This window comes from Flagellatimonas centrodinii (assembly GCF_016918765.2).
GTDB lineage: Bacteria > Pseudomonadota > Gammaproteobacteria > Nevskiales > Nevskiaceae > Polycyclovorans > Polycyclovorans centrodinii.
Genome location: NZ_CP092104.1, coordinates 3104290 through 3128432 on the forward strand (window position 1 = coordinate 3104290; position 24143 = coordinate 3128432).

The 24143-nt window shown below is 64.9% G+C and carries 24 protein-coding genes; 16 read left to right on the forward strand and 8 right to left on the reverse strand.

Features of this window, described 5'->3' with window-relative positions; genetic code table 11:
- The first annotated feature begins 6 nt into the window (after positions 1–6).
- The 6 genes from JN531_RS14950 to JN531_RS14975 all read left to right on the forward strand — a co-directional run bounded on the left by JN531_RS14950 (position 7) and on the right by JN531_RS14975 (position 5430).
- Positions 7–1605, forward strand: a complete 1599-nt coding sequence (locus tag JN531_RS14950; RefSeq protein WP_228349649.1) for an alkaline phosphatase family protein — start codon at positions 7–9, stop codon at positions 1603–1605.
- 8 nt (positions 1606–1613) lie between these two features.
- Entirely contained in the window at positions 1614–2384 is a 771-nt protein-coding gene (locus JN531_RS17360; RefSeq protein ID WP_275591462.1) for a CatB-related O-acetyltransferase, read from the forward strand.
- A 24-nt stretch (positions 2385–2408) separates the two neighbouring features.
- On the forward strand, positions 2409–2696 hold the full coding sequence (locus JN531_RS14960) for a phosphopantetheine-binding protein (protein WP_228349650.1): 288 nt from the start codon (positions 2409–2411) through the stop codon (positions 2694–2696).
- A 5-nt stretch (positions 2697–2701) separates the two neighbouring features.
- On the forward strand, positions 2702–3577 hold the full coding sequence (locus tag JN531_RS14965; protein ID WP_228349651.1) for an alpha/beta fold hydrolase: 876 nt from the start codon (positions 2702–2704) through the stop codon (positions 3575–3577).
- Entirely contained in the window at positions 3574–4452 is an 879-nt protein-coding gene (locus JN531_RS14970; protein ID WP_228349652.1) for an extracellular catalytic domain type 1 short-chain-length polyhydroxyalkanoate depolymerase, read from the forward strand. The genes JN531_RS14965 and JN531_RS14970 overlap by 4 nt, the downstream gene beginning before the upstream one ends.
- 222 nt (positions 4453–4674) lie before the next feature.
- Positions 4675–5430 (forward strand): SDR family NAD(P)-dependent oxidoreductase, encoded by a 756-nt coding sequence (locus JN531_RS14975; protein ID WP_228349653.1) that lies wholly within the window; start codon positions 4675–4677, stop codon positions 5428–5430.
- Here the strand turns inward: JN531_RS14975 and JN531_RS14980 are convergent.
- Genes JN531_RS14980 through JN531_RS15000 form a run of 5 tightly spaced genes read right to left on the reverse strand, consistent with a single transcriptional unit; the run spans position 5415 to position 13198 of the window.
- Positions 5415–6974 (reverse strand): zinc-binding metallopeptidase family protein, encoded by a 1560-nt coding sequence (locus tag JN531_RS14980; protein ID WP_228349654.1) that lies wholly within the window; start codon positions 6972–6974, stop codon positions 5415–5417. The genes JN531_RS14975 and JN531_RS14980 overlap by 16 nt on opposite strands.
- A 36-nt stretch (positions 6975–7010) precedes the next feature.
- Positions 7011–7958 carry a sulfotransferase gene (locus tag JN531_RS14985; RefSeq protein WP_228349655.1) on the reverse strand — a complete coding sequence of 316 codons (948 nt, stop codon included), beginning with the start codon at positions 7956–7958 and terminating at the stop codon, positions 7011–7013.
- Positions 7955–9442 (reverse strand): hypothetical protein, encoded by a 1488-nt coding sequence (locus JN531_RS14990; RefSeq protein WP_228349656.1) that lies wholly within the window; start codon positions 9440–9442, stop codon positions 7955–7957. Before JN531_RS14990 ends, JN531_RS14985 begins: the two co-directional genes overlap by 4 nt.
- Positions 9430–11772 carry an HlyD family secretion protein gene (locus JN531_RS14995; protein WP_228349657.1) on the reverse strand — a complete coding sequence of 781 codons (2343 nt, stop codon included), beginning with the start codon at positions 11770–11772 and terminating at the stop codon, positions 9430–9432. The genes JN531_RS14990 and JN531_RS14995 overlap by 13 nt, the downstream gene beginning before the upstream one ends.
- A 31-nt stretch (positions 11773–11803) precedes the next feature.
- The gene (locus tag JN531_RS15000; RefSeq protein ID WP_228349658.1) at positions 11804–13198 is read right to left on the reverse strand and encodes a TolC family protein; all 1395 of its coding nucleotides are present in this window, start codon (positions 13196–13198) and stop codon (positions 11804–11806) included.
- Between the two features lie 180 nt (positions 13199–13378).
- On the opposite strand from JN531_RS15000, the gene JN531_RS15005 reads away from it, so the two are divergent.
- From JN531_RS15005 to JN531_RS15045, 9 genes are all read left to right on the forward strand, one after another.
- Positions 13379–13738: a hypothetical protein gene (locus JN531_RS15005; protein ID WP_228349659.1), complete on the forward strand. Its 360-nt coding sequence runs from the start codon at positions 13379–13381 to the stop codon at positions 13736–13738.
- Entirely contained in the window at positions 13722–14189 is a 468-nt protein-coding gene (locus JN531_RS15010) for a hypothetical protein (protein WP_228349660.1), read from the forward strand. The genes JN531_RS15005 and JN531_RS15010 overlap by 17 nt, the downstream gene beginning before the upstream one ends.
- A gap of 43 nt (positions 14190–14232) precedes the next feature.
- Positions 14233–14796, forward strand: a complete 564-nt coding sequence (locus tag JN531_RS15015) for a cytochrome b (RefSeq protein WP_228349661.1) — start codon at positions 14233–14235, stop codon at positions 14794–14796.
- A gap of 77 nt (positions 14797–14873) precedes the next feature.
- Positions 14874–15317, forward strand: coding sequence for a TlpA family protein disulfide reductase (locus JN531_RS15020; protein WP_228349662.1), 444 nt, complete (start codon positions 14874–14876; stop codon positions 15315–15317).
- Positions 15314–15532, forward strand: a complete 219-nt coding sequence (locus JN531_RS15025; protein ID WP_228349663.1) for a DUF4266 domain-containing protein — start codon at positions 15314–15316, stop codon at positions 15530–15532. The genes JN531_RS15020 and JN531_RS15025 overlap by 4 nt, the downstream gene beginning before the upstream one ends.
- Positions 15523–16785 (forward strand): DUF3570 domain-containing protein, encoded by a 1263-nt coding sequence (locus JN531_RS15030; RefSeq protein WP_228349664.1) that lies wholly within the window; start codon positions 15523–15525, stop codon positions 16783–16785. Before JN531_RS15025 ends, JN531_RS15030 begins: the two co-directional genes overlap by 10 nt.
- Before the next feature lie 10 nt (positions 16786–16795).
- Positions 16796–17689: an FAD:protein FMN transferase gene (locus JN531_RS15035; RefSeq protein WP_228349665.1), complete on the forward strand. Its 894-nt coding sequence runs from the start codon at positions 16796–16798 to the stop codon at positions 17687–17689.
- Positions 17690–17726: 37 nt separating this feature from the next.
- On the forward strand, positions 17727–18404 hold the full coding sequence (locus JN531_RS15040; RefSeq protein ID WP_228349666.1) for a winged helix-turn-helix domain-containing protein: 678 nt from the start codon (positions 17727–17729) through the stop codon (positions 18402–18404).
- Positions 18401–19789 carry a sensor histidine kinase gene (locus JN531_RS15045; protein WP_228349667.1) on the forward strand — a complete coding sequence of 463 codons (1389 nt, stop codon included), beginning with the start codon at positions 18401–18403 and terminating at the stop codon, positions 19787–19789. The genes JN531_RS15040 and JN531_RS15045 overlap by 4 nt, the downstream gene beginning before the upstream one ends.
- Here the strand turns inward: JN531_RS15045 and ppnP are convergent.
- Positions 19768–20049 carry a pyrimidine/purine nucleoside phosphorylase gene (ppnP, locus tag JN531_RS15050; RefSeq protein WP_228349668.1) on the reverse strand — a complete coding sequence of 94 codons (282 nt, stop codon included), beginning with the start codon at positions 20047–20049 and terminating at the stop codon, positions 19768–19770. The two genes, JN531_RS15045 and ppnP, sit on opposite strands and share 22 nt — an antisense overlap.
- A gap of 105 nt (positions 20050–20154) precedes the next feature.
- On the opposite strand from ppnP, the gene JN531_RS15055 reads away from it, so the two are divergent.
- Positions 20155–20919 (forward strand): ParA family protein, encoded by a 765-nt coding sequence (locus JN531_RS15055; RefSeq protein WP_366522445.1) that lies wholly within the window; start codon positions 20155–20157, stop codon positions 20917–20919.
- 11 nt (positions 20920–20930) lie between these two features.
- Here JN531_RS15055 and dnaJ read toward each other — a convergent pair whose 3' ends face one another.
- Both dnaJ and dnaK read right to left on the reverse strand, forming a co-directional pair.
- On the reverse strand, positions 20931–22058 hold the full coding sequence (gene dnaJ / locus JN531_RS15060; RefSeq protein WP_228349670.1) for a molecular chaperone DnaJ: 1128 nt from the start codon (positions 22056–22058) through the stop codon (positions 20931–20933).
- 90 nt (positions 22059–22148) lie between these two features.
- The gene (dnaK, locus tag JN531_RS15065) at positions 22149–24071 is read right to left on the reverse strand and encodes a molecular chaperone DnaK (protein ID WP_228349671.1); all 1923 of its coding nucleotides are present in this window, start codon (positions 24069–24071) and stop codon (positions 22149–22151) included.
- Positions 24072–24143: the final 72 nt, after the last annotated feature.

A 24143-nucleotide genomic window follows, 5' to 3' on the forward strand; every position in this document is an offset into this window, starting at 1 on the left:
CGACTCATGACCTCCACGCTTTTCATCGGCCTCGACGGCTGCACCTTCACCGTACTCGACGAACTGGTGAAAGACCTGCCAGGTGAAGGCATCACCATGCCCTTCATGAAGAAGGTGCTCGAGGGCGGCGTGCGCGCGCGCCTGCGCTCCACCCCAAACCCGCTGACACCGCCGGCCTGGACCTCGATCATGACCGGCAAGGGCCCGGGGCATCATGGGGTGTTCGATTTCATTCGTGCCGAAGACAAGGGTGGTGAGGTGTTCTGGACCTTGTATGACGCGCGCGACGTCGATTCCGAAATGATCTGGTCGATCGCCAGCCGCAAGAAGAAAACCATTGCTGCACTCAATTTTCCGCTGACGGCACCGCCGCCGGATGTCAACGGCTGCATCGTGCCGGGCTTCATCCCGGCCAAGCATCTGCGACGCAACACGCACCCGCGCGAGCTGTTCGAGCGCCTGAAGCAGAACCTGCCCGATTTCAATCCGAAAGAGCTGGCCTGGGACTTCGACAACGAAAAGCAGGCGCTGGAAGTGCTTTCCCCTGAAGACACCGCCAACTGGGTCCGCTATCACCTGCCCCGTGAGGAGCAGTGGTTCAAGGTGGCCGAGTACGTGCTGGAACATGATCGCCCCGACCTGATGGCGGTGATGTTCGACGGCACTGACAAGATCCAGCACCAGGCATGGCAGTACCTCGATCCGGCCCTGCTGCCAAAGAACCCGCAGGGCCACGACAAGGCCATGCGCGATGTCTGCCTGGAGTACTTCCGCAATCTGGACCGCTACATCGAGCGGCTGGTCACCCTCGCCGGCCCCGAAGCGCAGGTGTTCTTCGCCTCCGACCATGGCTTTACCGCCAGCCACGAAGTCCTGCGAATCAACAGCTTTCTCGAGGAACTGGGCTATCTCACCTGGGCCGAGAGTGATGGCTCCGAGCAGGCACTGCGCCGCGAAGCCAGCGATTTCGCCAACCTCGACTGGTCGAAAACCACCGCCTATTGCCGGACGCCGTCATCCAACGGCATCCACATCCGCGTTTCCGAGAATCCCGGTGACCCGGGCATCGCGCCTGCCGAGTACGAGCGCTTCCGCGACAAGCTGATCGAAGACCTCTACTCGCTCAAGGACCCCGCTACGGGCGAACAGATCATCACCACGGTGCTCAAGCGCGAAGAGTGGTTCCCGGGACCGCACATGAAGCAGGCCTGTGACCTGACGCTGGTGCTGCGCGACCATGGCTTCGTCTCCATTCGCAACTTCAAACCGTCGGTGGTGGCGCGTCCCCACCCGGCCGGCACCCATCACCCCGATGGCATTTTCCTGGCCTTTGGCGCCGGCGTTCCGGCCGCTGGCGATGTCGGCCTGCGCAAGATCGTCGACGTCTGCCCGACACTGCTGCATAGCCTGGGGCTGAGCATCCCGTCGGACCTCGAAGGCGAGGTGCCGACCACCTTCTTCACCCCCGAGTGGTTTGCGGAGCATCCGGTCAAGGCGGGCGCCAAGACGCGTGCCACCGCCAAACGCGAGCCGACCGAGGAAATGGATGCCAACGAACGCCAGCAGATGATCGAGCAGTTGCAGATGCTGGGCTACATGGAATAACGGACGGCATGGTCGAGACACCTCCGCCGCAGAACCTGTTGGACTGCGGCCTGATGGCTGCTGGCGTCGGCGGCCCGGTCGGGCGACTTGATTTCGAGCGCCCGGCCTGGACCTTCACCCACCATCTCAAGGACTGCACCCTGGGGGCCTTCACCTTCTTCAACTCGGGGGGGCACACCGCGGCGTATCGGGTGCATTTCGGTCGCTATGCGCAGATCGGCGAGTCGAGCATTCTGGGGCCGCCGGAGCACCCGATGGACGGGTTCAGTTCGCATCCGTTTGCCTTCACCCGGCCGCGCTATCTGCCGAAGATGTATGAGTTCGAGGATTTCCGTCGCCTGGCGCCGGAGGCCGATGACGGCCCCTCCTACGTCGACACGGTGCCCAACGACACCTGGATCGGCCACGAGGCCTACGTCGGTGCCTGCAGCTTCGTCAAACGCGGCGTGCGCATTGGTGACGGCGCCTGCATCGGCGCTGGCAGCGTGGTGACGCGAGATGTGCCGCCCTATGCGATTGCCGTCGGCAGCCCTGCGCGCGTGATCCGCATGCGGTTTACCGACACCATCATCGAGCGGATGCTGGCGTTGCAGTGGTGGCGCTACGACCTCGCGCCGTTCAAACGAGAGGTCGACTTCACCCAGGTCGAGCCGACCTTGGCGTTTTTCGAAGGCAAGCTGGCCGAGGGTGCGCTGCCACTGCTCGTCCCCCCGACCTTCCGGGTTCAACGACGACAGGACCAGTATTCGGTCACGCCGCTGCCACAACCGTTATTCTGACCGCCGATTCCAATAGACACGCTCATGGCAACGCCTGAAGACATTACCCAGAAGCTGATCACGCTGCTCGAAGATTTCACCCAGGATTGGGACCACGACGGCGACGCCGGCATGAGTGCCGACACCCGCCTGCTGGCCGACCTCGGCTTCGAATCGGTCGACATCATCCAGCTCACCGTCGCCATCGAAGAGGACTTCAAGCTCTTTCGCACGCCGTTCGACAAGCTGCTGATGAAGGACGGTCGCTACGTTGACGACCTCAGCATCGGACAGATTGCGGCGTTTCTCCAGCCCTTTCTCGCCGCACGCTGACCGCCATGGGCTTCGCCATGGTCAACGGGGCCAAGCTGGCCTGGCAGCAGATTGGCGAAGGCCCCGATGTGGTGTTGGTCCATGGTCTGGCGACCAATCGGGCTTTCTGGTTCGGCCACGCCATGCAGCTGTCTGCGCACTTCCGCGTCACCCTGTTCGACCTGCGTGGCCATGGATACAGCGATTGCCCGACGGAGGGCTTCAATGTCCGTCAGCTGGGGGCCGACATTCTCGGCTTGATGGACACCCTGGCGATCGACCGGGCGGCGGTCATCGGACACAGCTATGGCGGTTCGGCCGCGTTGGAGGCAGCCGCGGCAGCACCGCAGCGGTTCACTGCGCTGGGGTTGCTGGATGCCCGCAGCCTCCTGTTCCAGCCGCAGATGTGGTTGCATGAGGCGGAGGCCCTGACCCCCTTCGAAGCCGCCATCAATGATCGAGGTGACGTCGACGGCGTCGATTGGAACCGCGAACCCCAGGTCGGATTGCGATTCCTCGAAATGGCCGCGCGCCACTGCGTGGCCGGCACCGTGCTCGGTGCACGTGATGCGGTCACCCCATTCGGCGAGGGGCGTGGCGCCCAGAAGGCCGCACGCCAATGGTTGCAGGTGCTTGAAACCACCGACGCTCGCGATGGTCTGAATCAGCCTGGGGCATCGATGCCGGTGATCAGCGCGCTGTCGATGCCGCGCCTGTTGATGTACGCCGACGAGAGTCGGTGCTGGAAATCGGGAGAGGGGCTGGCACGACTGTGGCCCGATGCCCGCTTTGAAGCGGTGCTGGGCGCCGCGCACTTCTTTCCGTTGAGCCATCCGGCTCAGGTCGCCGACACTTTGAGCGACTTTCTCAATCCCCTGCAAATGGCGGAGGTTCCATCATGAAACGATTCCTGCTTCTGGCCCTGACCGGCCTGACCCTGGCCTGTCAGGCCCCCGCACCTGCAAATGCTTCTGGACAGGGCATGCACGAACACACGATCAAGAGCGGCGGATTGTCCCGCAGCTACCGGGTCTACCGACCGGCCAGCGCCGGCGGTGACTCCAAGCGCCCGCTGGTGGTGGCCTTGCACGGTGGGCTCGGCACCGGCGAAATCATGGCTGAGCAGAGCCGCTTCGACGCCATCGCCGATCGTGAAGGCTTTCTGGTGGCCTACCCCGACGGTGTCAGCCGAGCCTGGAATGCCGGCCGTTGCTGTGGCAAGCCGCAGGAAAAAGGGGTCGACGACGTTGCCTTCATTCGTGAAATGGTGGCGCAGATCGCCCGCGACTATCCGGTCGACAGCGGTCGCGTCTACGGCACCGGCTTTTCCAACGGCGCCATGCTGACCCACCGAATTGCCTGCGAGGCGCCGGGGCTGTTTCGCGCCATCGCGCCGGTCTCGGGGGGCATCATGCTCGACAAATGCGACACCCGGAAGGCGGTGCCCGTACTGCTGATCCAGGGCAAGCTCGACAAGCGCATTCCCTGGGATGGCGGTACGGTCGAGGACACCTATCGGCCGTCGATCAGCGCCATCGTCGACAATCTGGCGAAGCGCAATGGCTGTGGCGATAAGGTCGAAGTGGTGCAACAGCGCGGCCAACTGACCTGCTGGCGCCGCAGCGGCTGCGACCGTGACCCGGTCGAGTGGTGTGGGCTCGAAAAGGTCGGCCACCAGTGGCCGGGCGGCAAGACCATCTGGCCGAAGATGCTCGGCGCCAACACCCAGGCATTCAGTGCCAGCGAAGGGATCTGGGCGTTTTTCAAGCAGCACTGAGTCCGTCGCCGTCCGCCCTGCCGGATGGGGCCATTTCTTTCGTTGACCCTGACGGGGTGTTCAGGTAGAAACGAGGCTGTTCAGGGACGAGCACCGCGGCTGCCCAGTGGCAGCCGCGGCACAACCACAAGACCCAGAACATGACCTCTCCCGGGTGCTGTGCGCTGCCGCCGGTCGGCGCGCGTACGGCGGCGAGGAGCCGAGGGGAAACGAGGAACCCGGATGCAGCAGAACCAAACGCCGGTGGCGTTGATCACCGGCGCCTGCGGTGGTATCGGCAGCGTAACCGCCCAGGCGTTTGCGCGGTCCGGATACCGGCTGGCGCTGTTTGACCGCGACGTCAACGCGCTGTCGGCGCTGGCGGCCACGCTGACCGCAGAGGGCGCCGACTGCGCCACCTTTGCTGCCGACGTCACCGACCCGGAAGCGCTTGAGCGGGCTTTCGCACAAGCACGTGAACGCCTGGTCCGACTGGACGCCGCCTTCAACAATGCCGGCCTGCCGGGCCGGCATATTCCGTTGGCGGAGATGACCGAAGACGATTGGCAGCCCTGCCAGTCGGTCAATCTCACCGGTACCTGGCGGTGCATGCGTCACGAGATTCGCTGGATGCTCGATAGCGGTGGCGGCTGCATCGTCAACAACGCGTCGATCTACGCACTCAACGGCGGCCCCAGCGCGGCCTACACGGCCAGCAAACACGGCATCGCGGGGCTGACCAAGACCGCCGCGCTCGATTATGCCGCCAAGGGCATCCGCATCAACGCCGTGTGCCCGGCGCTGATCTCGGCCGGGATCGGCCTGCGCGCCATCAGTCGGGCAACCGAGCTCGGCGTCGACCTGGGATCGCGGCATCCGGTAGCACGCGCCGGGCGCGCCGAAGAGGTCGCACAGTCGGTGCTGTGGCTGTGCTCTGAGGGCGCCAGCTTCATCCACGGCCACCTGCTGGCCGTGGACGGCGGTTACGGCGCCCGCTGAAGCGCGGGCGGGATACCGGCAATCGGCCCGGCACAGGAATAGCCAGGGTTGTCCCCCCGCGAGGCGTCGGCCTCGGCATTGGCGGCCTCCAGCGCGGCAAATGGCATCTCCAGCAAGCCGTCGACCAGCCGCTGATAGGCCGCCGCCATCGCTGGCAGCGCTTCAAACACGATCTGGGCGGCGTCGTCTTCGATGGTGTGATGGTAGGGGTTGGCCCCGGTCAGGCTGACCATGGGAATGCCCAGGTTATAGGCGATCTCCGCCTCGCCCGGTGCCGCGCGACCGGCTTCGAAGCGGAAGAACGGGCCCAGCCCGGCACCGCCAAAGGCGTCGTCGACCAACGCCTCCAATACCGGGTTCTCGGACATCACCATGGCCCGGGTCTGGGTCTGGGTCAGGCCCGGTCGCGGCACCGTGTCGCCGAGTAGCTCGACATGCGCTTGACTGACCAGTCCGGCACCCAAGTGGACGTAGGCCAGTACCGCGTCTGCATCCAGACACCCGAGTGATCGCTCAAGCCCATAGCCATAGACTTCGTGGCCACCGGTGGCGATCAGCACGACGGTATAGGGCAAGGGACCCGACTGGCGCACGCGGGCTGCCAGCTGCTGCGCCAGCGTCACCAGGATGGCGGCCCCCGGCGCCCGCTCACCGCCACCGGTCAGCCAGGTGTTCATGGGGGTGCCGATCACCAGCATGCGGGGATCGCGTCCCGGCAGGATGGCGATGCTGTTGTCCACTCGGCCATCGACCGGTGTCGCGTTCAGCGTCAGCGTCGCGGTGGACCCGGCAGCTGCTGCCAAACGGTTGAAATCCTGCTTGCCGACGATCAGCGTCGGCAGACTGCCCAGCGGATTGCGGATGTCGTGGTTGTGGGCGGCGATGAGATTGCCGGGCGCATCAAACGTGGCCACCGCCGCCACCGCTCCCGCGGCTTCGGCCGCGCGCAGCGTTTCGTGGGTCGCCGCCGCATCGGCATTGAACTGGCGCGTGAACCGCAGCAAGGCGATCTTGCCGTTGACATCGGGCGCCGGCAGCAGCGGGAGCCCGACGCGCGCCAACGGCGCGGTTACCCCGGCTGGGCCGGTGATGCCTTGCCCGAACCAGGGGAAGCTGGAGACCGCGATCGGACCACTCCCGAGGTCGGCGCGCAGGCCCATCGACTGTACCCGGTAGTGCGGGAAGGCGAACCGCTGCGCCTGGAGATGCTGGATTTCCGGTATCGCCGACCACTCGGTGCGGATCCAGCGATGCACGGCATCGCCCAATACACTGCCGCTGCGCGGGCCCCGAAGGCATCTTCCGGCCGCCTCCGGCGCGCCGGACCAGCACTCGTCGAACCCTGGATCGAGTTGCACCACATCAAGGTATGCCCGCGCCAGGGCGGCCACATCGGTGGTCCCGCCACCCCCCGCTGGCGGTGTCCCCGGTCCGGGTGCTGCCAAGCCCGCATCCTCGCCGCCACACGCGGCCAGTCCCAGCGCCCAGAGTATCCACCCCATCCGCCGCAGCAGACCGGGCGTCAATTCACGGGAATTCAGCATGACAGTGACGCCTCCTCGACGTCCGCAGTATCGTTCTCAGGGCTTCAGTGTGGCCCGGTCTGGTGACGCCGCAGTGTCAGGCGCATAGCCGTAGGCGCGGGCGTCGGCCGATACCGTCGGATCCAGGCCACGGCCATCGGCACGCCATGACACCGCTTCATCCAGGGTCGGCGGCACGGGCGGCAGCTGGAGACCCTCGAGAACCGGGTCGAGCACTTCCATTTCGAGACCCCGGGGGGCATCCGACGGCCCGAGTCCGGCAAAAGGACTGGCGCCGGCCTCCAGCATTGTCTCCAGTACCGCCGCGGGCACGGCCGCGGCGCCGACCGCCATCACCAGTGCCGCCAGCGTCGCCTGCGGCGCCGCCTCCAGTGTTTCCATCCGCAGCCGCACATGGGGTTGAAGCGCCCACCACCGCTCCAGATTGCGATTGCAGCGGAGCCAGGGAATCTGCGGTTCCACCACTGCCGGCGCCGGCGACACCGAATGGTCGCGATAGTCGGCTGGCACGAACAATTGTGACGACAACCAGCGGCTCCAGACCCGCCCGTGCAGCTGCGGATGTCGCAGCGTATGCACCAATGTTGCGGTCGGTGCCAGCCGTTGCCAGCGCAACAGTTCGTGTGGCCGCAGCGCGGCCTCGCTGTCGGGAATGACCAGCCGGCGGGGAGCCACGGCGGCGGCCAGGTCGGTCAACAGTGCTGCGGTAGTACGACCACGCTGCGCCTCCAACCAGGCGTCTGCCGCGGCGATGCCCCGCGCATGCTGACCCCCGGTCAGGTGCTCGGCCACCGCGCGGCGCAGGCCGTCGCCAATCGGCGCCTGGCTGATGGCAAAGATTTCCAGCAGCTCGTCAACCTCATCGGCCAGACCCAGGCGCAGCTCCGGCATCGCGGCAAGATCAGGATGCGAACCGAGCATCTGCGCCAGCAGCGAGGTGCCACAGAAGGGGGCACCAAAAACCAGGATCGGACCACCGCTCACGCCCAACCCCCGGTGCGCCCCAGCCAGATCTCGCAGCCACCGCGGGGGTTCTCGATGTAGTCCCAGTCGCCTTCGACCTGCTGTTGCGCGATCGTGGGGCCATAGGGATTGGCCGTGGCCACGAACAGGCCATGCGGAGTCGAGGCGAAGTTGCGGATGCCCCAGTTGAAGCGATTGCCGAATGCGTTGCGGGTCACCGGCTGCCAGTGCTCGCCATCCGCGCTGCGCCACACTTCGGAGCCGCCACGATTCACCGTCAGCCAGTCGCGACCCCATTGGTCGAGCAGCGCCATGACATCCGGTGGCCAGGTATGCAGCGGCAGGTAGGCGAGGTTCTGGCCCCAACTGAAGGTACCGGCATAGAGCACGCCGTCATGTACCACCATGCGCCAGACATACCCATTGAACAGCTTCTCGAACCCGGGGCCATAGCCGGAGAGCGGATAGCGCAGGCCATCCTCGGTCACCCGACTCTCGCCCATCACAAGTTCCCAGCGGTCATCCGGCCAGACCCGCAACAGCTCCGCCGCCGCAGGACCGATGCCGGTGGCACGGTGGAAGCCACCGTTGAGAACGCCCGTACCGACATACAGTGCGCCGCGAAACACGCAGAGCGAAACCCCCACTTCATTGAAGATGCCACGGCCGGCACCTCGATGAAGAACGCGGGTCCATCGATATGGAAGCGTTCCGCCCGGTGTCTTCCACAGCTCGAAGCCCGTTTTCGGGTTCACCGTGGCCGCGTAGAGGTGACCGTTGAATTCCTCCATCTCGAAGATGGTGGCATTGGCCTTGTTGCCAAACCCCTCTTCGTTGGCCGCCTGCCAGTCGGCACTCTGAATATCGTCGGTGGCGTAGATGGTTGAGTCCGAGCCGATACTGTCGGAGATCTTGCGTGCGCCCTGGGAGGAGCTGGTCGGCGTCGTATGAACCCGCCCCTGGAACACCTGCAGCGTGCGAAACGACCGCACCGCCGGGCTGAACGGCGGCCGTGCGGCGGGCGCAAAATGGCGTCCATCTTCGCTCCGCAGGATATCGGGCGGATCCGTCAGCTGGGGGGCCCACGTCGATACGTAAAGACAGGGTTTGTGATCGCTGGCGCCCTGAAAAACACCGATGCCGCGGTAGCCGATATACCGCGGCACCTGCATCCGCCCGTTGTTGGCCGGCACCAGCGGTGCCTGATAGACCCGTACCCACTGATCGACCGCCGGGTCAAAGCACCAGATTTCGGCCTGTCGCGGGATGTCATAGATGAAGTCGGGGCTGTCGACCGGCCAGGGCCGTATGTCCGGGCGCATCTGGTTCCATTTGTGCGCCGGGATGATCGCCCGCGTGGTCCCCACATACACGCGACCCTCGAACACCGCCATGCTGTGGGCATAGTGGTTTTGACCGTCGCCAAAGCCATTGGCACCGGTGAGACGGAAGTCCGCCTCGACCAGCCCGGCGCCCACTGCTGGCGGGTTGATTACGGCAGCCACGACCACACTTCGACGAACAGGAAACGCCACAGCGCCCGGGTGTAGACCACCAGGGCGATATGGCGGTCACCGGCCGCCTTGCCGACCCCGGTCATCCCGGATTTCAGCCGATCCTCATCATCCTGCAGCGAGATCTGGACCCGCACCACCTTGCCGTAACGGGAGGCCTCCGCCGCGGGCGCGATCGCCATCACCTCGCCCTCGAACTCGGTGCCCGGGTAGGCCCAGACCTTGGCCGTGGCCGGACGCCCGACCTCGATTTCACCCATGGCGGCTTCCGGCAGTTTGATCTCGGCCTGGCGCACACCGGCGTCCTCGATCACCGCCAGGACTTCGCCGCGCTCGAGATAACGACCGACGGCGAACTGCAGATCGGCCGAAATCACGCGCCCGGCAATCGGGGCGGTCAGCTCGGTCTGTGACAACTGCTCTCGATGAAAGGCCAACAGCGCCTGCTCGCGGGCGATCTGCGCCTGGGTCGCCTTGATGTTCTCTTCTCGCGCCGGGCTGGTCAGCAGCTCGAGGGCACGCTGCGCCTCGGCCAACAGCTGGGCGTCCACTTCGGCGGTGCCGCGGGCACGGTCGTAATCCTCAACGCTGACACCGCCCTGGCGATGCGCCCGCCCCAACCGCTCGGCACTGCTGCGGGAGAATTCATTGCGCTTGGTCAGGGTGGCGACGCGGCTGCGGGCCACCTCGATCTCTTCCTCTCGCGCACCCTTTTCCAGCAAGGTCAGATCGGACTGCAGCTGCGCCAGATTGGCCTCGCTGGCGGCGACCTTGGCACGTTGTTCGGCGTCGGCAATCCGTACCAGCGGCTGTCCGGCGGCAACCACCTCTCCCTCGGCCACCAGCACTTCGCGGATGTCCCCCGGGACCAATGCCCGGACGTCGGCACGCGCCTGCGGCAGGACCTCCAGGTCACCGCTGGGCTCGTATCGATACGGAAACAGGCATAACAACAGGATGCCGCCGTACAGCATCCATTGCCGGCGGGTCGGCCGCCACGCCTTCAACCGTGCCCATCCCGAATCCCAGCCCAGACCGTCGCGCGGCATGGGAGGCCGCCCCAATTGCTTGAACATGACTACCCCTATAACCGCAATGATTGCGAGAAACCCGAGGCCACCCGTGACCTCGATGAGCGCCGGCGCTGAATAGCGGGCGATCAACAACAACACCAACGCCCCGAACAGGAACGTGGCGATGTAATAGAGACGCAGCCGCGACAACGACAGCGGCGTCAACTGTTGCTGCCATGGGCGCCCCACCCCCAACATGGCAAAAAACGATTGCTGCTTGAGGTCGGGAACGCCCAGCCAGTGCGCGAGGAAAGCGTGCCCGTCATACCGCGCCAGCGGGTTGGCACGCACCAGTACCGAGGCCACGGTCAGCGTCATCAGCGCGGGCAGGCTTTCGGCCAGCGGCGAACCCTGACGGTAGATCATCAACCAAAGCAGGGCCGTGATGCCGAGCAGCGTCAGGCTGCCGGTCACCGGCGCCGCCACGATCCGCAATCGGACTCCCCGGCGGCTCAATTCAGGAATACCGTGGGTATCCACCCGCAGCACCGGAACCGGCGGCTTGCCCCAGGCCAGACCGATACGTGGGCGCGCACCGGTGAAGCGGAACACGGCTGCCGCGCAGCTCGCTTGCGACACCAAGTTGACCAACACGACTGACAGTGGAATCGACCACCACAAGCCGCCGCCCTGGACGTGCGCGCGACCGGCCAACCACCAGTCCAGGTGGTGCGCCCAGACCGCACTCAGCAGCGTCACCAGCAACAAGCCGCCCACCAAGCCGGCGGCCGCTCCGAACAACGGCCACGCAAAGAGGCGCCCGAGCGCAATGAACGGCGCGTCGGCCAGCGGCCGGTCCAGCGAGCCGGCGCGCTCGGCACCGACGTAAAACCGGTGAAGACCGCCGACCATCGCCGGCTGCGCCAGCGAGCCCGGCACGGTTGACGGCACAATGACATCACTGCGGTTGCGCCGCGCCGCCCGCGCCAAGCGGTGTGCCGGAGACGAGCCCAGGTGGTTCCGCGGGACCGGCACCGGTTCCAAGCGACCGGACTGCAACAGCCCGTGCTGGCCAAGCCAAGCCTCAATCTCGCGCTGTCGTGCGGGATCGACCGTCACCCCGGACGCCGCAGCGATCCATCGGTGGCGTTCCTCAGGGGAGCGACGGCCATCAAGCGCACGGGCAACGGCGCGGGCCTCATCGTCCAGCGGCACATGCCCCCCGGCCGGCGTCAGCAGCCGCTCAGCGGTATCAGCGCACGCCCCGGCGGCATCGACAAGACGCAGGTATGGCAGGTGTTCAGTCATGCCCCGGCAGCCCGTTCCCGGCGATGCGCCATCAGGGGGTCAGCGTCACGGCGCCCGCGAGCAGGCGGTTGAGGCTGACCGCATCGGCGCCAGCAAGGGTGCCTGCGGCTTGCTTCAGCCGTAATGACTGCAGCAGCAGTTCATAGCGGAGCGACTGATACCGCACCTCCGCAGCGAATCGCTGCTCCAGTGCATTGAAGACGTCGGCACTGGTCCGGGTGCCGGCCTCGAAACCGGCGCGGGTACCGGACTCGGCCAACCGTGCAGCATCAACAGCATCCTGCAAGGCGCCGACCTGCTGCTGCGCCGACACCATCTGCAGATACGCTCGACGGGCCTCGAACATGGCATCGGTCTGGGCTTGCTCCAGCGCCGCCTCGGCACGCTGCTGCTGCAACAGGGCCTGCTCGATCCCTGCGGTGACCTGGCCGCCCGAATAGATCGGCACGGCGGCACGCAGACCAACGCGGGCCTCGCGTTCGTCGCGCTCTCCGGCAAGCCCCCCGCCAGCGTCGATCTGATAGGCCGTACCGACCAGGTCCACCGTCGGCCAGCGGCTGCGGACCGCTTTCTTGTGGTCGAGCGTCGCAATCTGTACCGCCAGCGTCTGCTGCAACACCTCCAGGTTGTTGGTGCGCGCGCGCTCCACCCAGGCGTATTCATCCGTGGGCCGCGGTAGCAGCATGTTGAATGTCGGGGACAGGCCAAGGACGCGGGCGTCGTGTCGCCCTGCCACCGCGTGCAGTCGCCGGGTGGCAATGCGGGCATCGGACTCCACTTCAGTCCGACGCGCCATCGCCAGCTTAACGGCGGCTTCGGCGAACTGGCGTTCGGCGTCGGTGGTCAACCCGGCATCCGCCTGACTCACCACCTGATCCCGCTGCTGACGCACGGCCTCCAGTCGCGCGTTGACCAGCCCGACGGCCTCCTGCGAGGCCAGCGCGCCGAAATAGGCTTCCGCCACGTTCAACAGCAGGGTGGCGCGCTGGCCGCGTGTTGCCAGTTGGCTCTGCTGCTGACGCAGTTCGGCCTGGCCGAGCTCGGCCCACAACGCGGGCTGCAACAGTGCCTGACTGAGACTGGCGCCATACAGGTAGCGCTCATACTGGTCATCGCGGTCCACATCGACGATGCCGAAGTAGTCTCCGCTGATCGATTCATCGACGTACGCGCCCTCGGCGAAGCCGGACAGCTGCGGCAACAGCTTGCCGCGGGCCCGCTCGACTCCCCGATCCGCCACCTGCGACAGGGCCTCGGCACTGCGGGCAACCGGGTTGGTCCGCAACGCGTCCGTGTAGTAGCTCAGCAAGTCGGCGGCCGTCGGGCTGACATCGGCCCGCGACAGAGGTGACAGCAGCATCAGGGCGACCAGCAATAGGGGCCGGATGGCGCCGCGCTGGGCGGACCCACGTTGAACCTCAAACATGTGGAACCTTCATCGGTGGTGGCAACGGGTGCCCGTTCATGCGAACACGCGAGAACGGGCGCTAGCTTGCCTCAAGCATCTGCGAGAAACTGTCAGATAACGTCGCGATCCGCAGTGCCTCCTGCGGTCGTGAAATCCCTGCCCGGCAGGATACCGGGGTTGCCGTCGGAGAGTACATTCATGTGGGCACTGTTGATCGCCCTGATCGGAGTAGCCGGCCTTCTGGGCTGGCGTTTCTGGGCATTGTCGCGACTGATGAGCCGACTGGAGGCGGAGTTGGCCACGCTGGCCAGCGCCCGCGTGCTGGAAGGACCGGACATTGAGGCCCTGTTGGCGCCGGAGCGGCCGACATTGATTGCCATCGAGATCCTCAACCCGTTCGAGCTCGCCATGCGCGAATCCCGTCTGGCCGGTCCTTTCGGCTCCCTGGCCCCGGCAATGCTGCGCCAGGAGGTCTACCGGCAAGCCACCGAGCGGGTGCGCGAGCAACTGGCCGCCCAGGGCGTTCAGGCGGAGGTGACGCTTGTCCGTGGTCGCTAGCACTGCCGTGCTGCTGAGCCTCGCTGGGCTGGGTGGCCTGGCCGTGTGGCGCCTTGATCGACGCTGCCGCCAATGGGCACGCCGGGCCCGACGTCTGGCGGTGCGAGCCGGGGATGCTGAACTGCGGGTGGAACAGCAACAGCGCCTCGCCGAGATGCAGCGGCGGGCCGAACATGCCGTTGAACAGACGAACGCTGCGGTAAGGGCGATCCACAAAGGCATCGCGCGCATTCCCTTCGGTCTTCTGTCGCGGATTCAGGCGACGCGCAAGTCAGCCCGCGTCGCGCAGACCGTTCACGACAGCACCAGCGAGGTGGTTTACGAGAGCATCTCCGCGGTCAACCGGCTGGTCGGGACACAAATCCGTCGGGGCCTGCGTCAGGATAACGAAACCGCGCTGGAGCCCGGCTCCTTACCCCCGCCGACATCGACCGATCGCGGTCCGGACTGATCGGGCGGATCAACACCGCATACTTCACCTTTTTGACATGCCCATGAACCATTCCGTTGCTACACCCCGCTACGCCACGCTGTCGATCGCCTTGCACTGGCTGATGCTGATGCTGTTGGTGGCGGTTTACGCCTGTATCGAGTTGCGCGAAATCTTCCCGCGCGGCAGCGAGCCCCGTGAATTGATCAAGACTTGGCATTTCATGCTGGGGCTGAGCGTTTTCGTACTGGTCTGGGTGCGGTTGGTTGCCCGTTGGATCTACCCGGCGCCCCCGATCACCCCAACTCCGGGGCGCTGGCAGCGCCGGCTGGCATCGACGATGCATCTCGCCCTCTACGCCCTGATGATCGGCATGCCGGTCGGCGGCTGGCTCATTCTGAGTGCGGAGGGAAAGACCATCCCCTTCTTCGGCCTGTCGCTGCCGCCCCTGGTCTCGGCCGACCCGGCGCTGGCGGAATGGGTTGAATCGATCCACGAGACGGCGGGCGTCGTCGGCTACTGGCTGATCGGCCTCCACGCAAGCGCTGGGCTGTTGCATCACTTTCTGGTGCGAGACAACGCACTGAGCCGGATGCTGCCCTTCATGGGACCCCGCGAACCGCATTAACCAGCGTTCACAATCCCCTCACCTGACGGTCAGGGCAACTCGCGGACACTGCAGGCCTCCCCCACCGAGCCTGACACATGCGGCGCCTGCGAATCGGTTTCCTCCCCCTCCTGCTATGGCTGTCAGCATCGGCCTCGGCATCCCCCGCGACCGATGTCCTGCGTCCATTCGAAGGTCGCCCGGTCTACATCGACTTCTGGGCGTCATGGTGCGTGCCCTGCGCCCAATCCTTTCCATGGCTGAACCGCATGCATGCGCGTCATGGCGATCGTATCCGGTTCGTTGGCGTCAACGTCGACGAGCATCGTCAGGATGCCGACCGCTTTCTGACCCGACACCCGGCTGACTTCACCCTGCTGTTCGACCCTTCCGGTGCGCTGGCCAGCCACTTCCAGCTGCAGGGCATGCCCAGCGCGGTGATTCTCGATGCCGAGGGCCGCCTGATCTGGCAACACAGCGGCTTCCGCAGCGCCGACACCGCCGAATACGAAAACGCCATCCTCGAGGCCCTCCGCCCATGAACCGCTTGCTCACCCCTCCCCTTCTGATGTCGATTGCCCTGATGGTGACGGCTTGCGCGCCCGTGCAACCCTGGCAACGGGGAACATTGGCCCGCCCGGACATGCAACTGGTGTCCGATCCGACACAGGCGGCATTCGAAGACCATACGTATTTCAGCAAGGAGGCCTCGAGCGGTGGGCGCGGCTTCGGTGGCGGAGGCTGCGGATGCAACTGAAGAAGACCAATGCGCTGGGGGCTGCAGCGCTCACGCTGCTCGGCGGCACCAGCACGGCACAGGCAGAAGACCGCGGTTGGGTGTTCGATACCGCAACCCTGATCTACAGCGAACTGGACGGTCGCGTATCGGCTGTCGAGCCCAAGCTGCGGGCGACCAAGACGCTGGCCAATGACCGGAGCTTCTCGGTTGGCGCCACCGTCGATGTACTGGCGGGCGCATCCCCCAACGGCGCCATCGCGGCCGACACTCCGCAGACGTTTTCACGTCCCTCAGGGACCGGCCAATACACCACGGCTCCGGGCGAACTACCGCTCGACGACACGTTCCAGGACACGCGTATCGCACTCGACGGCAGTTTCACCCTGCCGGTGGGGAAGCAGACCCTCACAACGTCACTGTCAGCGTCGAATGAATACGACTACCTGTCGCTGGCGGCAGGAGCGGTGGTCTCACGCGACTTCAATCAACGCAATACCACGGTCAGCGTGGGCGCCAACCTGGCCAGCGACACCATTGATGCGGTGGGCGGCGCACCGGTGCCGCTGTCGATCATGCCGGCGCCCGGACAGCCGACCGGGCGCGCAGAGGCCAGCGAAGACAAGCAGATCGTCGATCTGCTGGTCAGTGTGACGCAGATCCTGTCACCCCAGAGCCTCATGCAGATCAGCTATTCGCTCAGTCAGTCAGATGGCTATCTGAACGACCCATACAAGATCATTTCGGTGGTCGACGGCAATGGTGACCCGCTTCGATACGCCTATGAGGGGCGCCCGGAGACACGGGTGAAGCACGCGCTGTTCGCCCAGTACAAACGATTTGTCTTCGACCGTGATGTCCTCGATATCTCGTTTCGCCTGCTCACGGATGACTGGGGAATCGGTTCCCAAACCCTGGATATGACATACCGGTGGAATTTCTCGGCGGCGCGCTATCTCGAACCGCATGTCCGCTACTACCGCCAGAGCGCAGCCGACTTCTATCGAATCGCATTGTTCGATGGCGAAGAGAATCAGCTGGAATTCGCAAGCGCAGATCCAAGACTGGGGCAGTTCGATGCGGTTACCCTTGGTCTCAAGTATGGTCAGACCCTGAAGAGCGGTAACGAATGGAACCTGCGGCTCGAAGGCTACACCCAACAGGGCAGTACGGACGGCGTGCCCTCGCAGGCCGCCACTGCCCTGGCCGGCCGCGATCTCGATCCGACGCTGGACGCGGTGATGCTGACGGCCGGCTACCGCTTCCGATGGTAGTGCGGTGGGGGTGAAGCCGTGGGCCGTGCAGGCGACCCCGGAAGGGGATGCGGTCTGCATCCGTTTCTCCGCCATGGCATCTCCCTGCGAGGTCTGGATCGAGCACGTGTCGGAACCGCAGGCGGCGCACTTTGCCGCCATTGCCTGGGGCGAGGCGCAACGGGTAGAGCACACCTGGAGCCGCTATCGCGAGGGCAATGTGGTGCACCGGATCAATACCGCGAACGGTGTCGCCGTCGACGTCGATGATGAAACGGCTCGGCTGCTCGACTTTGGTGCCCTGCTGCACCAAGAAAGCCAGGGGCGTTTCGACCTGACGGCGGGGGTACTCCGCCGGGTCTGGCGCTTTGACGGTAGGAGCCCGCTGCCGAAGCCGGCCGATGTGGCTGGGTTGATGGACTTGGTCGGCTGGCACCGTGCGCTCTGGCGAGCGCCGACCCTGCGGCTGCCCGCTGGCATGGAAATCGACCTGGGGGGCATCGGCAAGGAGTACGCGGTCGATCGTACGCTCGCACTGCTGCAAGCCGAGGCCCCAGCGGCCGTGCTGGTCAATTTCGGCGGTGATCTCGCTGCCAACCAACCGCGTACTGATGGCCGCGCCTGGCGTGTCGGCATCGGAAATGACGGGCAGCCCGCTCCCGGTACCCCGTTGATCCGGCTGACCAAGGGCGGAATCGCGACCAGTGGTGACGCACACCGCTGCATTGTCAGCAACGGTATTCGCTATGGCCACGTACTGGACGCCCGCACCGGCTGGCCAGTCCCGGGCGCGCCGCATACGGTCACGGTCGCCGCTGCCACCTGCAGCCAGGCCGGCGCCCTGTCGACGCTGGCGATGTTGCAGGGCAGCGCCGCCGAGACCTATCTCGACCAACAGTGTGCCGATTACCATGTCATCCGCTGAGATTCGTTCTTCACATCCATCCGGGGTCGAAACCACCTTGCGCCTGCTGACCATCGAGGACGACGCCGAGCAAGCCCGCTTTCTGCTGAAGGGGCTGCGTGAGGCCGGACACCGTGTCGACCATGCCGCCAACGGTCGTGATGGTCTGTTCCTGGCAGTATCGGAACCCTATGACCTGATCATCGTCGACCGCATGCTGCCGCAAATGGATGGCCTCGCGGTCATCACCGCCCTGCGCGCAGCCGGCCAGCGTACCCCGGTCCTGATCCTGTCTGCGCTCGGCCAGGTCGACGATCGGATCAGGGGCCTCAAGGCCGGGGGCGATGACTATGTCGTGAAGCCGTTCGTCTTTGCCGAACTGTTGGCCCGCATCGATGCCATCACCCGCCGTAGTGGCGATGTGGCAGAAAGCACGACGCTACGCTTGGCCGATCTCGAAATGGACCGCCTGGCACGTTCGGTACGCCGCGACGGCCGCCTGCTCGATCTCAAGCCTCAGGAGTACCGGCTACTCGAGTACCTGTTGCTGCACGCCGGACAGGTCGTCACCCGAACGATGCTGCTGGAGGGTGTTTGGGACTATCACTTCGACCCCCAGACCAACGTCATAGACGTCCACATCTCGCGGCTGCGCGCCAAAATCGACCCAGCCGGCAACCGTCCGCTGATTCACACCGTCCGCGGTGCCGGATACTGCATGCGGGAACAGGAATGACCCGCCACTGGCGGAAACTTGGCGCCACCACCCGCCTGACCTTGCTCAATGCCGTGGTCTTCGGCCTGTCTGCACTCGCCGTCATCGTGCTGGTGGTGGTGCTCACCCACCGCTACATGCGCTATCACCTGTCCGAGAGCCTGCAGGCCGAACTGGCAATTCTCGTCGCCGATTACCACATTGATGGTCTGGAGGGCGTGATCGGCCTGATCCGGGATCGCGAGAATTTCGAGACCGAATGGCACCGACGAACCTATCGCCTCGAGGATGTCGATGGCCGCCAGCTCGCCGGACCCTATCCGACCTGGCCGCCCGATCTCGGGACCTCGCGTGAGCCGGTGGAAGTCGCCAAATCAGAGGCGGCGGAAGGCAGCACGCCCTGGCTGATCACCGGGACCCGCCTCCCCGGCGGCGAACGTCTGCTGGTGGGCTTCGATACGGTCGAAGAAGATGCCCTGTCTCACGAGGTGGAACGGGCCGCCGGATGGAGCCTGCTGGTCGCGACCCTGCTGGCATTTGTCGGCAGCTATCTGGTCAACCGGGCCGCCGCACGACAGGTGGCCATCATCGACCAAAGTGCCCAGCGCATCATGGCCGGCGATCTCGACCACCGGATCCCCAGCACCGGCAGCGGTGATGAGCTCGACCAGCTTGGCGAGACCCTCAACCAGATGCTCGACCGCATCAATGAATTGATCAGCGCAACGCGCAGTGCCACCGATGCCATTGCCCACGACCTGCGCTCTCCGCTGGCACGACTGCGTGGTGCACTGGAAGAAGCGATCACCAGCCCACCTCCCGACCCCAAACGCAAGGAGTGGCTGCAGGATCAGATTGCACAGCTTGATCAGGTGCTCGGCACCTTCAAGGCGCTGCTGCAATTGGCCACGGTGGAATCTGGGGTCTTGCGGGCACGGTTCACCGGGGTCAGCATGGCGACCGTCGTAAGCGACGCGCTGTCGCTCTACGAGGCGGCAGCGACTGAGCGCGGCATCCGGCTCCGGTATGCCTCAGCCAACGCCGACACTCCGATCACCGGTGACCGCCATCTGTTGTTTCAGGCGGTCGCCAACCTGCTCGACAACGCGATCAAGTTCAGCCCGCCGGACCGCGACGTGAGCGTGCGTCTTGCGCGCCACGGCGACCGTCTGCAGCTCGATGTCGAGGATCAGGGGCCCGGCATTCCGGCCGGCGACGAAATCCGTGTTTTCGACCGCCTGTTCCGCCACGATGCGGCGCGTCAGTCGGCGGGCTTCGGCCTGGGGCTGAGCGTGGTTCGGGCGATCGCTCGGTTGCACCATGGAGACTGTCAGGTCATCCCAAGCCGCGTTGGCGCCCACTTGCGGATGCATGTTCCCCTGCGCTACAGAAACTCGCAGAGATAGGCGGCGGCGCCACCGACGGCCTCGACATCAAAGCCGCTGTCGCCCGGGATCTCGAACGCTGTGCCCTGCGCGAAAACACCCCAATCACCGCCATCGGGCCGTACTCGCAAACAGCCGCTGATTACGGTCATCCGCTCGGCAGCCGCAGTGCCAAAATGATACGCCCCGGCGGCGATGACGCCGACGGTCGCCTTTCGGCCATTCCGTTCGAAGCCGACGCTCTGAACCGCGCCGTCGAAATATTGGTTGTGCTTCAACATGGGGCTATCGCCATCGTCCGCCCGGCTCGGGCGGCGCATTGTAGCCGGCCGATGGCCTACACTTTGCGTCCAGGATGTATCCCCGCTTTCAGGACGGTTTCCGTGATCAAACGTGTCGTATTCAATCAGAAAGGTGGTGTCGGCAAGACGACCATCGTTTGCAACCTCGCTGCCATTGCTGCCAGCCGCGGCCTGCGCACGCTGGTGATCGACCTGGATACCCAGGGCAATGCCAGCCAGTACCTGATGGGGCCCAATGCAGCGCCGCCGGACAAGACCGTGGCGGACTTCTTCGACAGTGCATTGTCGTTCTCGCTGGCGGCTCCCCCGTTCGCCAGCTTTGCCAGTGAGACCGGTCACGACAATCTCGACGTCATCGCCGCCAGCCCGCGGCTCGATGAACTGGTCGTCAAGCTGGAAGCCAAGCAGAAGATCTACAAGCTGCGCGATGCGCTGCGCAAACTCAAGGGCTACGACGCGGTGTTCATCGACACCCCGCCCGCCCTCAATTTCTTCAGCCGTTCGGCCCTGATCGCCGCCGATCGGGTGTTGATTCCTTTCGACTGCGACGAATTCGCCCGACAGGCGCTGTACACCCTGCTGGAGAACCTGCATGAGCTGCGTGCCGACCACAACGAGGACCTGATGGTCGAGGGCATCGTGGTCAACCAGTTTCAATCACGCTCGAAACTGCCGCAACGACTGGTGGAAGAACTGCGTGCAGAAGGCCACCCGGTGCTAGGCCAGACGCTGTCGAGTTCGGTCAAGGTGAAGGAATCCCACGAGCATCATCGACCGCTGATCTGGGAGGATCCGCGACACCGGGTGACACAGGAATACCTGGCCCTGTTCAAGGCCCTCGGCGACTGAGGCGCCGCACCTCAGGGCTTCAGGTGCTCCTCGAAGAAGCGCTTTGCCTTGTCCAGCCAGGTGGTGGTCTCCGGGCTGTGACGGGCGCCATCATCGTCGAGGGTGGCGCCGAGCTGCGCTAGCAACTCCCGCTGCCGCTTGCTCAAGCGCACCGGGGTTTCCACCCGCACATTGCAGAGCAGGTCGCCCTGCCCGGCACCTCGGACCGACTTCACCCCCATGCCGCGCAGGCGGAAGGTCTTGCCGGTCTGGGTGCCCTCGGGAATCTTCAATGTGGCACGCCCGGTCAGCGTCGGCACCTGGAGTTCGCCGCCCAGCGCCGCCGTGACCATGCTCACCGGAACACTGCTATAGAGGTCATTGCCCTCCCGCTCGAAGAACGGGTGCGGCTTGACATTGATCTGGACGTACAAATCTCCGGGCATCCCGGCGGTGTCGCCCGGCTCGCCCTCCCCGGTCAAGCGAATGCGGTCACCGGTATCCACACCGGCCGGCACCTTGACCTCGAGCGTCTTTTCTTTCTGCACCTTTCCGGCACCGCGACAGCTCCGACAGGGGTCGCTGACCTGGGTGCCCCGACCACGGCAGTGCGGACAGGTCTGCTGCATGACGAAGAACCCCTGCTGTACCCGCACCTTGCCGTTGCCACGGCAGGTTGAGCAGGTGCCCGGCTTCTTGCCATCAGCGGTGCCATGTCCATGGCAGCTGTCGCAGTCATGCCAACTGGGGATACGGATGGTCTCTTCGGTCCCGAAGGCGGCCTGTTCGAGGCTCAGTTCCATCAAATAGCGCAAGTCGCTGCCGCGACGTGGGCCGCCACGGCCGCCGGCGGCGCCGAAGATGTCGGAGAACACGTCACCGAAGATGTCGGAGAAGCCGGCGCCACCACCAAAGCCGCCCCCGCCGGCACCACCACGGGCCAGGCCCTCATGGCCATACTTGTCGTAGATCGCCCGCTTGTCGGCATCACTGAGCACCTCATAGGCCTCGTTGGCCTCCTTGAAGGTCTCTTCAGCCGTGGCATCGCCGGGGTTGCGATCGGGATGATGCTTCATCGCCAACCGCCGATACGCCTTCTTGAGGGCATCGTCGGCAGCATCCCGGCTGACGCCGAGCACTTCGTAGTAGTCGCGTTTCATGGGGCAGCGTTCAGGCAGGGACGGGTCGGACGTGAAACGGCAAAAGGCGTGAGGCCAACTGCCTCACGCCTTTCGTGACGCTGGAGACAATCAGGACTTGTCCTGATCCTTGACCTCGGTGAACTCGGCATCAACGACGTCACCGTCACCACCGGCCTCGGGCGCAGCGCCCGGCTGACCTTCGGCGCCACCGCCAGCCTTGGCATAGGCCCGTTCGGCCAGCTTGGCGCTGGTCTCGGTGAGCGCCTGGGTCTTGGCTTCAATCGCATCCTTGTCGTTGCCCTTGAGGGCCTCGCGCAGGTCGCTGATCGCCGCCTCGATCTTCTCCTTCTCATCACCCTGGACCTCTGCCTCAAGATCCTTCAGCGACTTTTCAACGGCGTGGATCATCTGATCACCCTGGTTGCGGGCCGTGATCAACTCGTTGAACTTGCGGTCTTCCTCGGCATGCGTCTCGGCGTCCTTGACCATCTTCTCGATCTCGTCATCCGACAAGCCGGAGTTGGCCTTGATGATGATCGATTGCGACTTGCCGGTCGCCTTGTCGCGAGCCGATACGTTGAGAATACCGTTGGCGTCGATATCAAACGTGACTTCCACCTGCGGCATGCCGCGGGGCGCCGGCGGAATATCGGCCAGATCGAAACGTCCCAGTGACTTGTTGGCCGACGCGATCTCGCGCTCACCCTGATAGACCTGAATGGTCACAGCGGTCTGGTTGTCATCCGCGGTGGTAAAGGTCTCGGACTTCTTGGTCGGAATGGTGGTGTTCTTCTCGATCAGCTTGGTCATCTTGCCGCCAAGGGTTTCGATCCCCAGCGACAGCGGCGTCACGTCGAGCAGCAGCACATCCTTCACATCACCCGCCAGCACCGCGCCCTGGATGGCAGCGCCCACGGCCACCGCCTCGTCGGGGTTGACGTCCTTGCGGGGTTCACGGCCGAAGAAGCTTTTAACCGTTTCCTGCACCTTGGGCATGCGGCTCTGGCCACCGACCAGGATGATTTCCTGGATATCGGAGGCCTGCAGACCCGCATCCTTCAATGCAATCTTGCAAGGTTCGATGGTGCGGCTCACCAGCTCGTCCACCAACGATTCCAGCTTGGCGCGGGTCAGCTTCAGGTTGAGATGCTTCGGACCGGAGGCATCGGCCGTGATGTATGGCAGGTTGATTTCGGTCTGGGTAGTACTCGACAACTCGATCTTTGCCTTTTCGGCGGCCTCCTTCAGGCGCTGCAGCGCCAGGGGATCCTTCTTCAGGTCGACGCCCTGCTCCTTCTGGAACTCGGTGGCGATGTAATCGATGACGCGCATGTCGAAGTCTTCGCCACCGAGGAAGGTGTCCCCATTGGTCGCCAGCACTTCGAACTGGTGTTCGCCGTCAACTTCGGCAATTTCGATGATCGACACATCGAACGTGCCCCCGCCGAGGTCATACACCGCGATCTTGCGATCACCCTTGACCTTGTCCATACCAAAGGCCAGCGCCGCAGCGGTGGGCTCATTGATGATGCGCTTCACTTCCAGCCCGGCGATGCGGCCGGCATCCTTGGTGGCCTGACGCTGGCTGTCATTGAAGTAGGCCGGCACCGTGATCACCGCCTCGGTGACCGCTTCACCGAGATAGTCCTCGGCGGTCTTCTTCATCTTCATCAGCACTTCGGCACTGACCTGCGGCGGGGCCATCCGCTTGCCCTTGGCCTCGACCCAGGCGTCACCATTTTCGTTCTTGATGATCTTGTAGGGCACCATGCCGATGTCCTTCTGCACCACGTTGTCGTCGAAGCGCCGGCCGATCAGGCGCTTCACGGCGAACAGGGTGTTGTGCGGATTGGTCACCGCTTGGCGTTTGGCGGGCCGACCAACAATGGTCTGGCCGTCGTCGGTGTAAGCGACGATGGAGGGCGTGGTGCGCTCGCCTTCGGCGTTTTCAATCACCTTGGCGCTGCCGCCATCCATGATCGCCACGCAGCTGTTGGTGGTTCCGAGGTCGATACCGATAATTTTGGCCATGTCAGGGCTCCAGAGAAAGTCGTGTTGACGTCTAGCTGATAAGTGGGCGCCAACCGGCGCGATTCAAGGGGG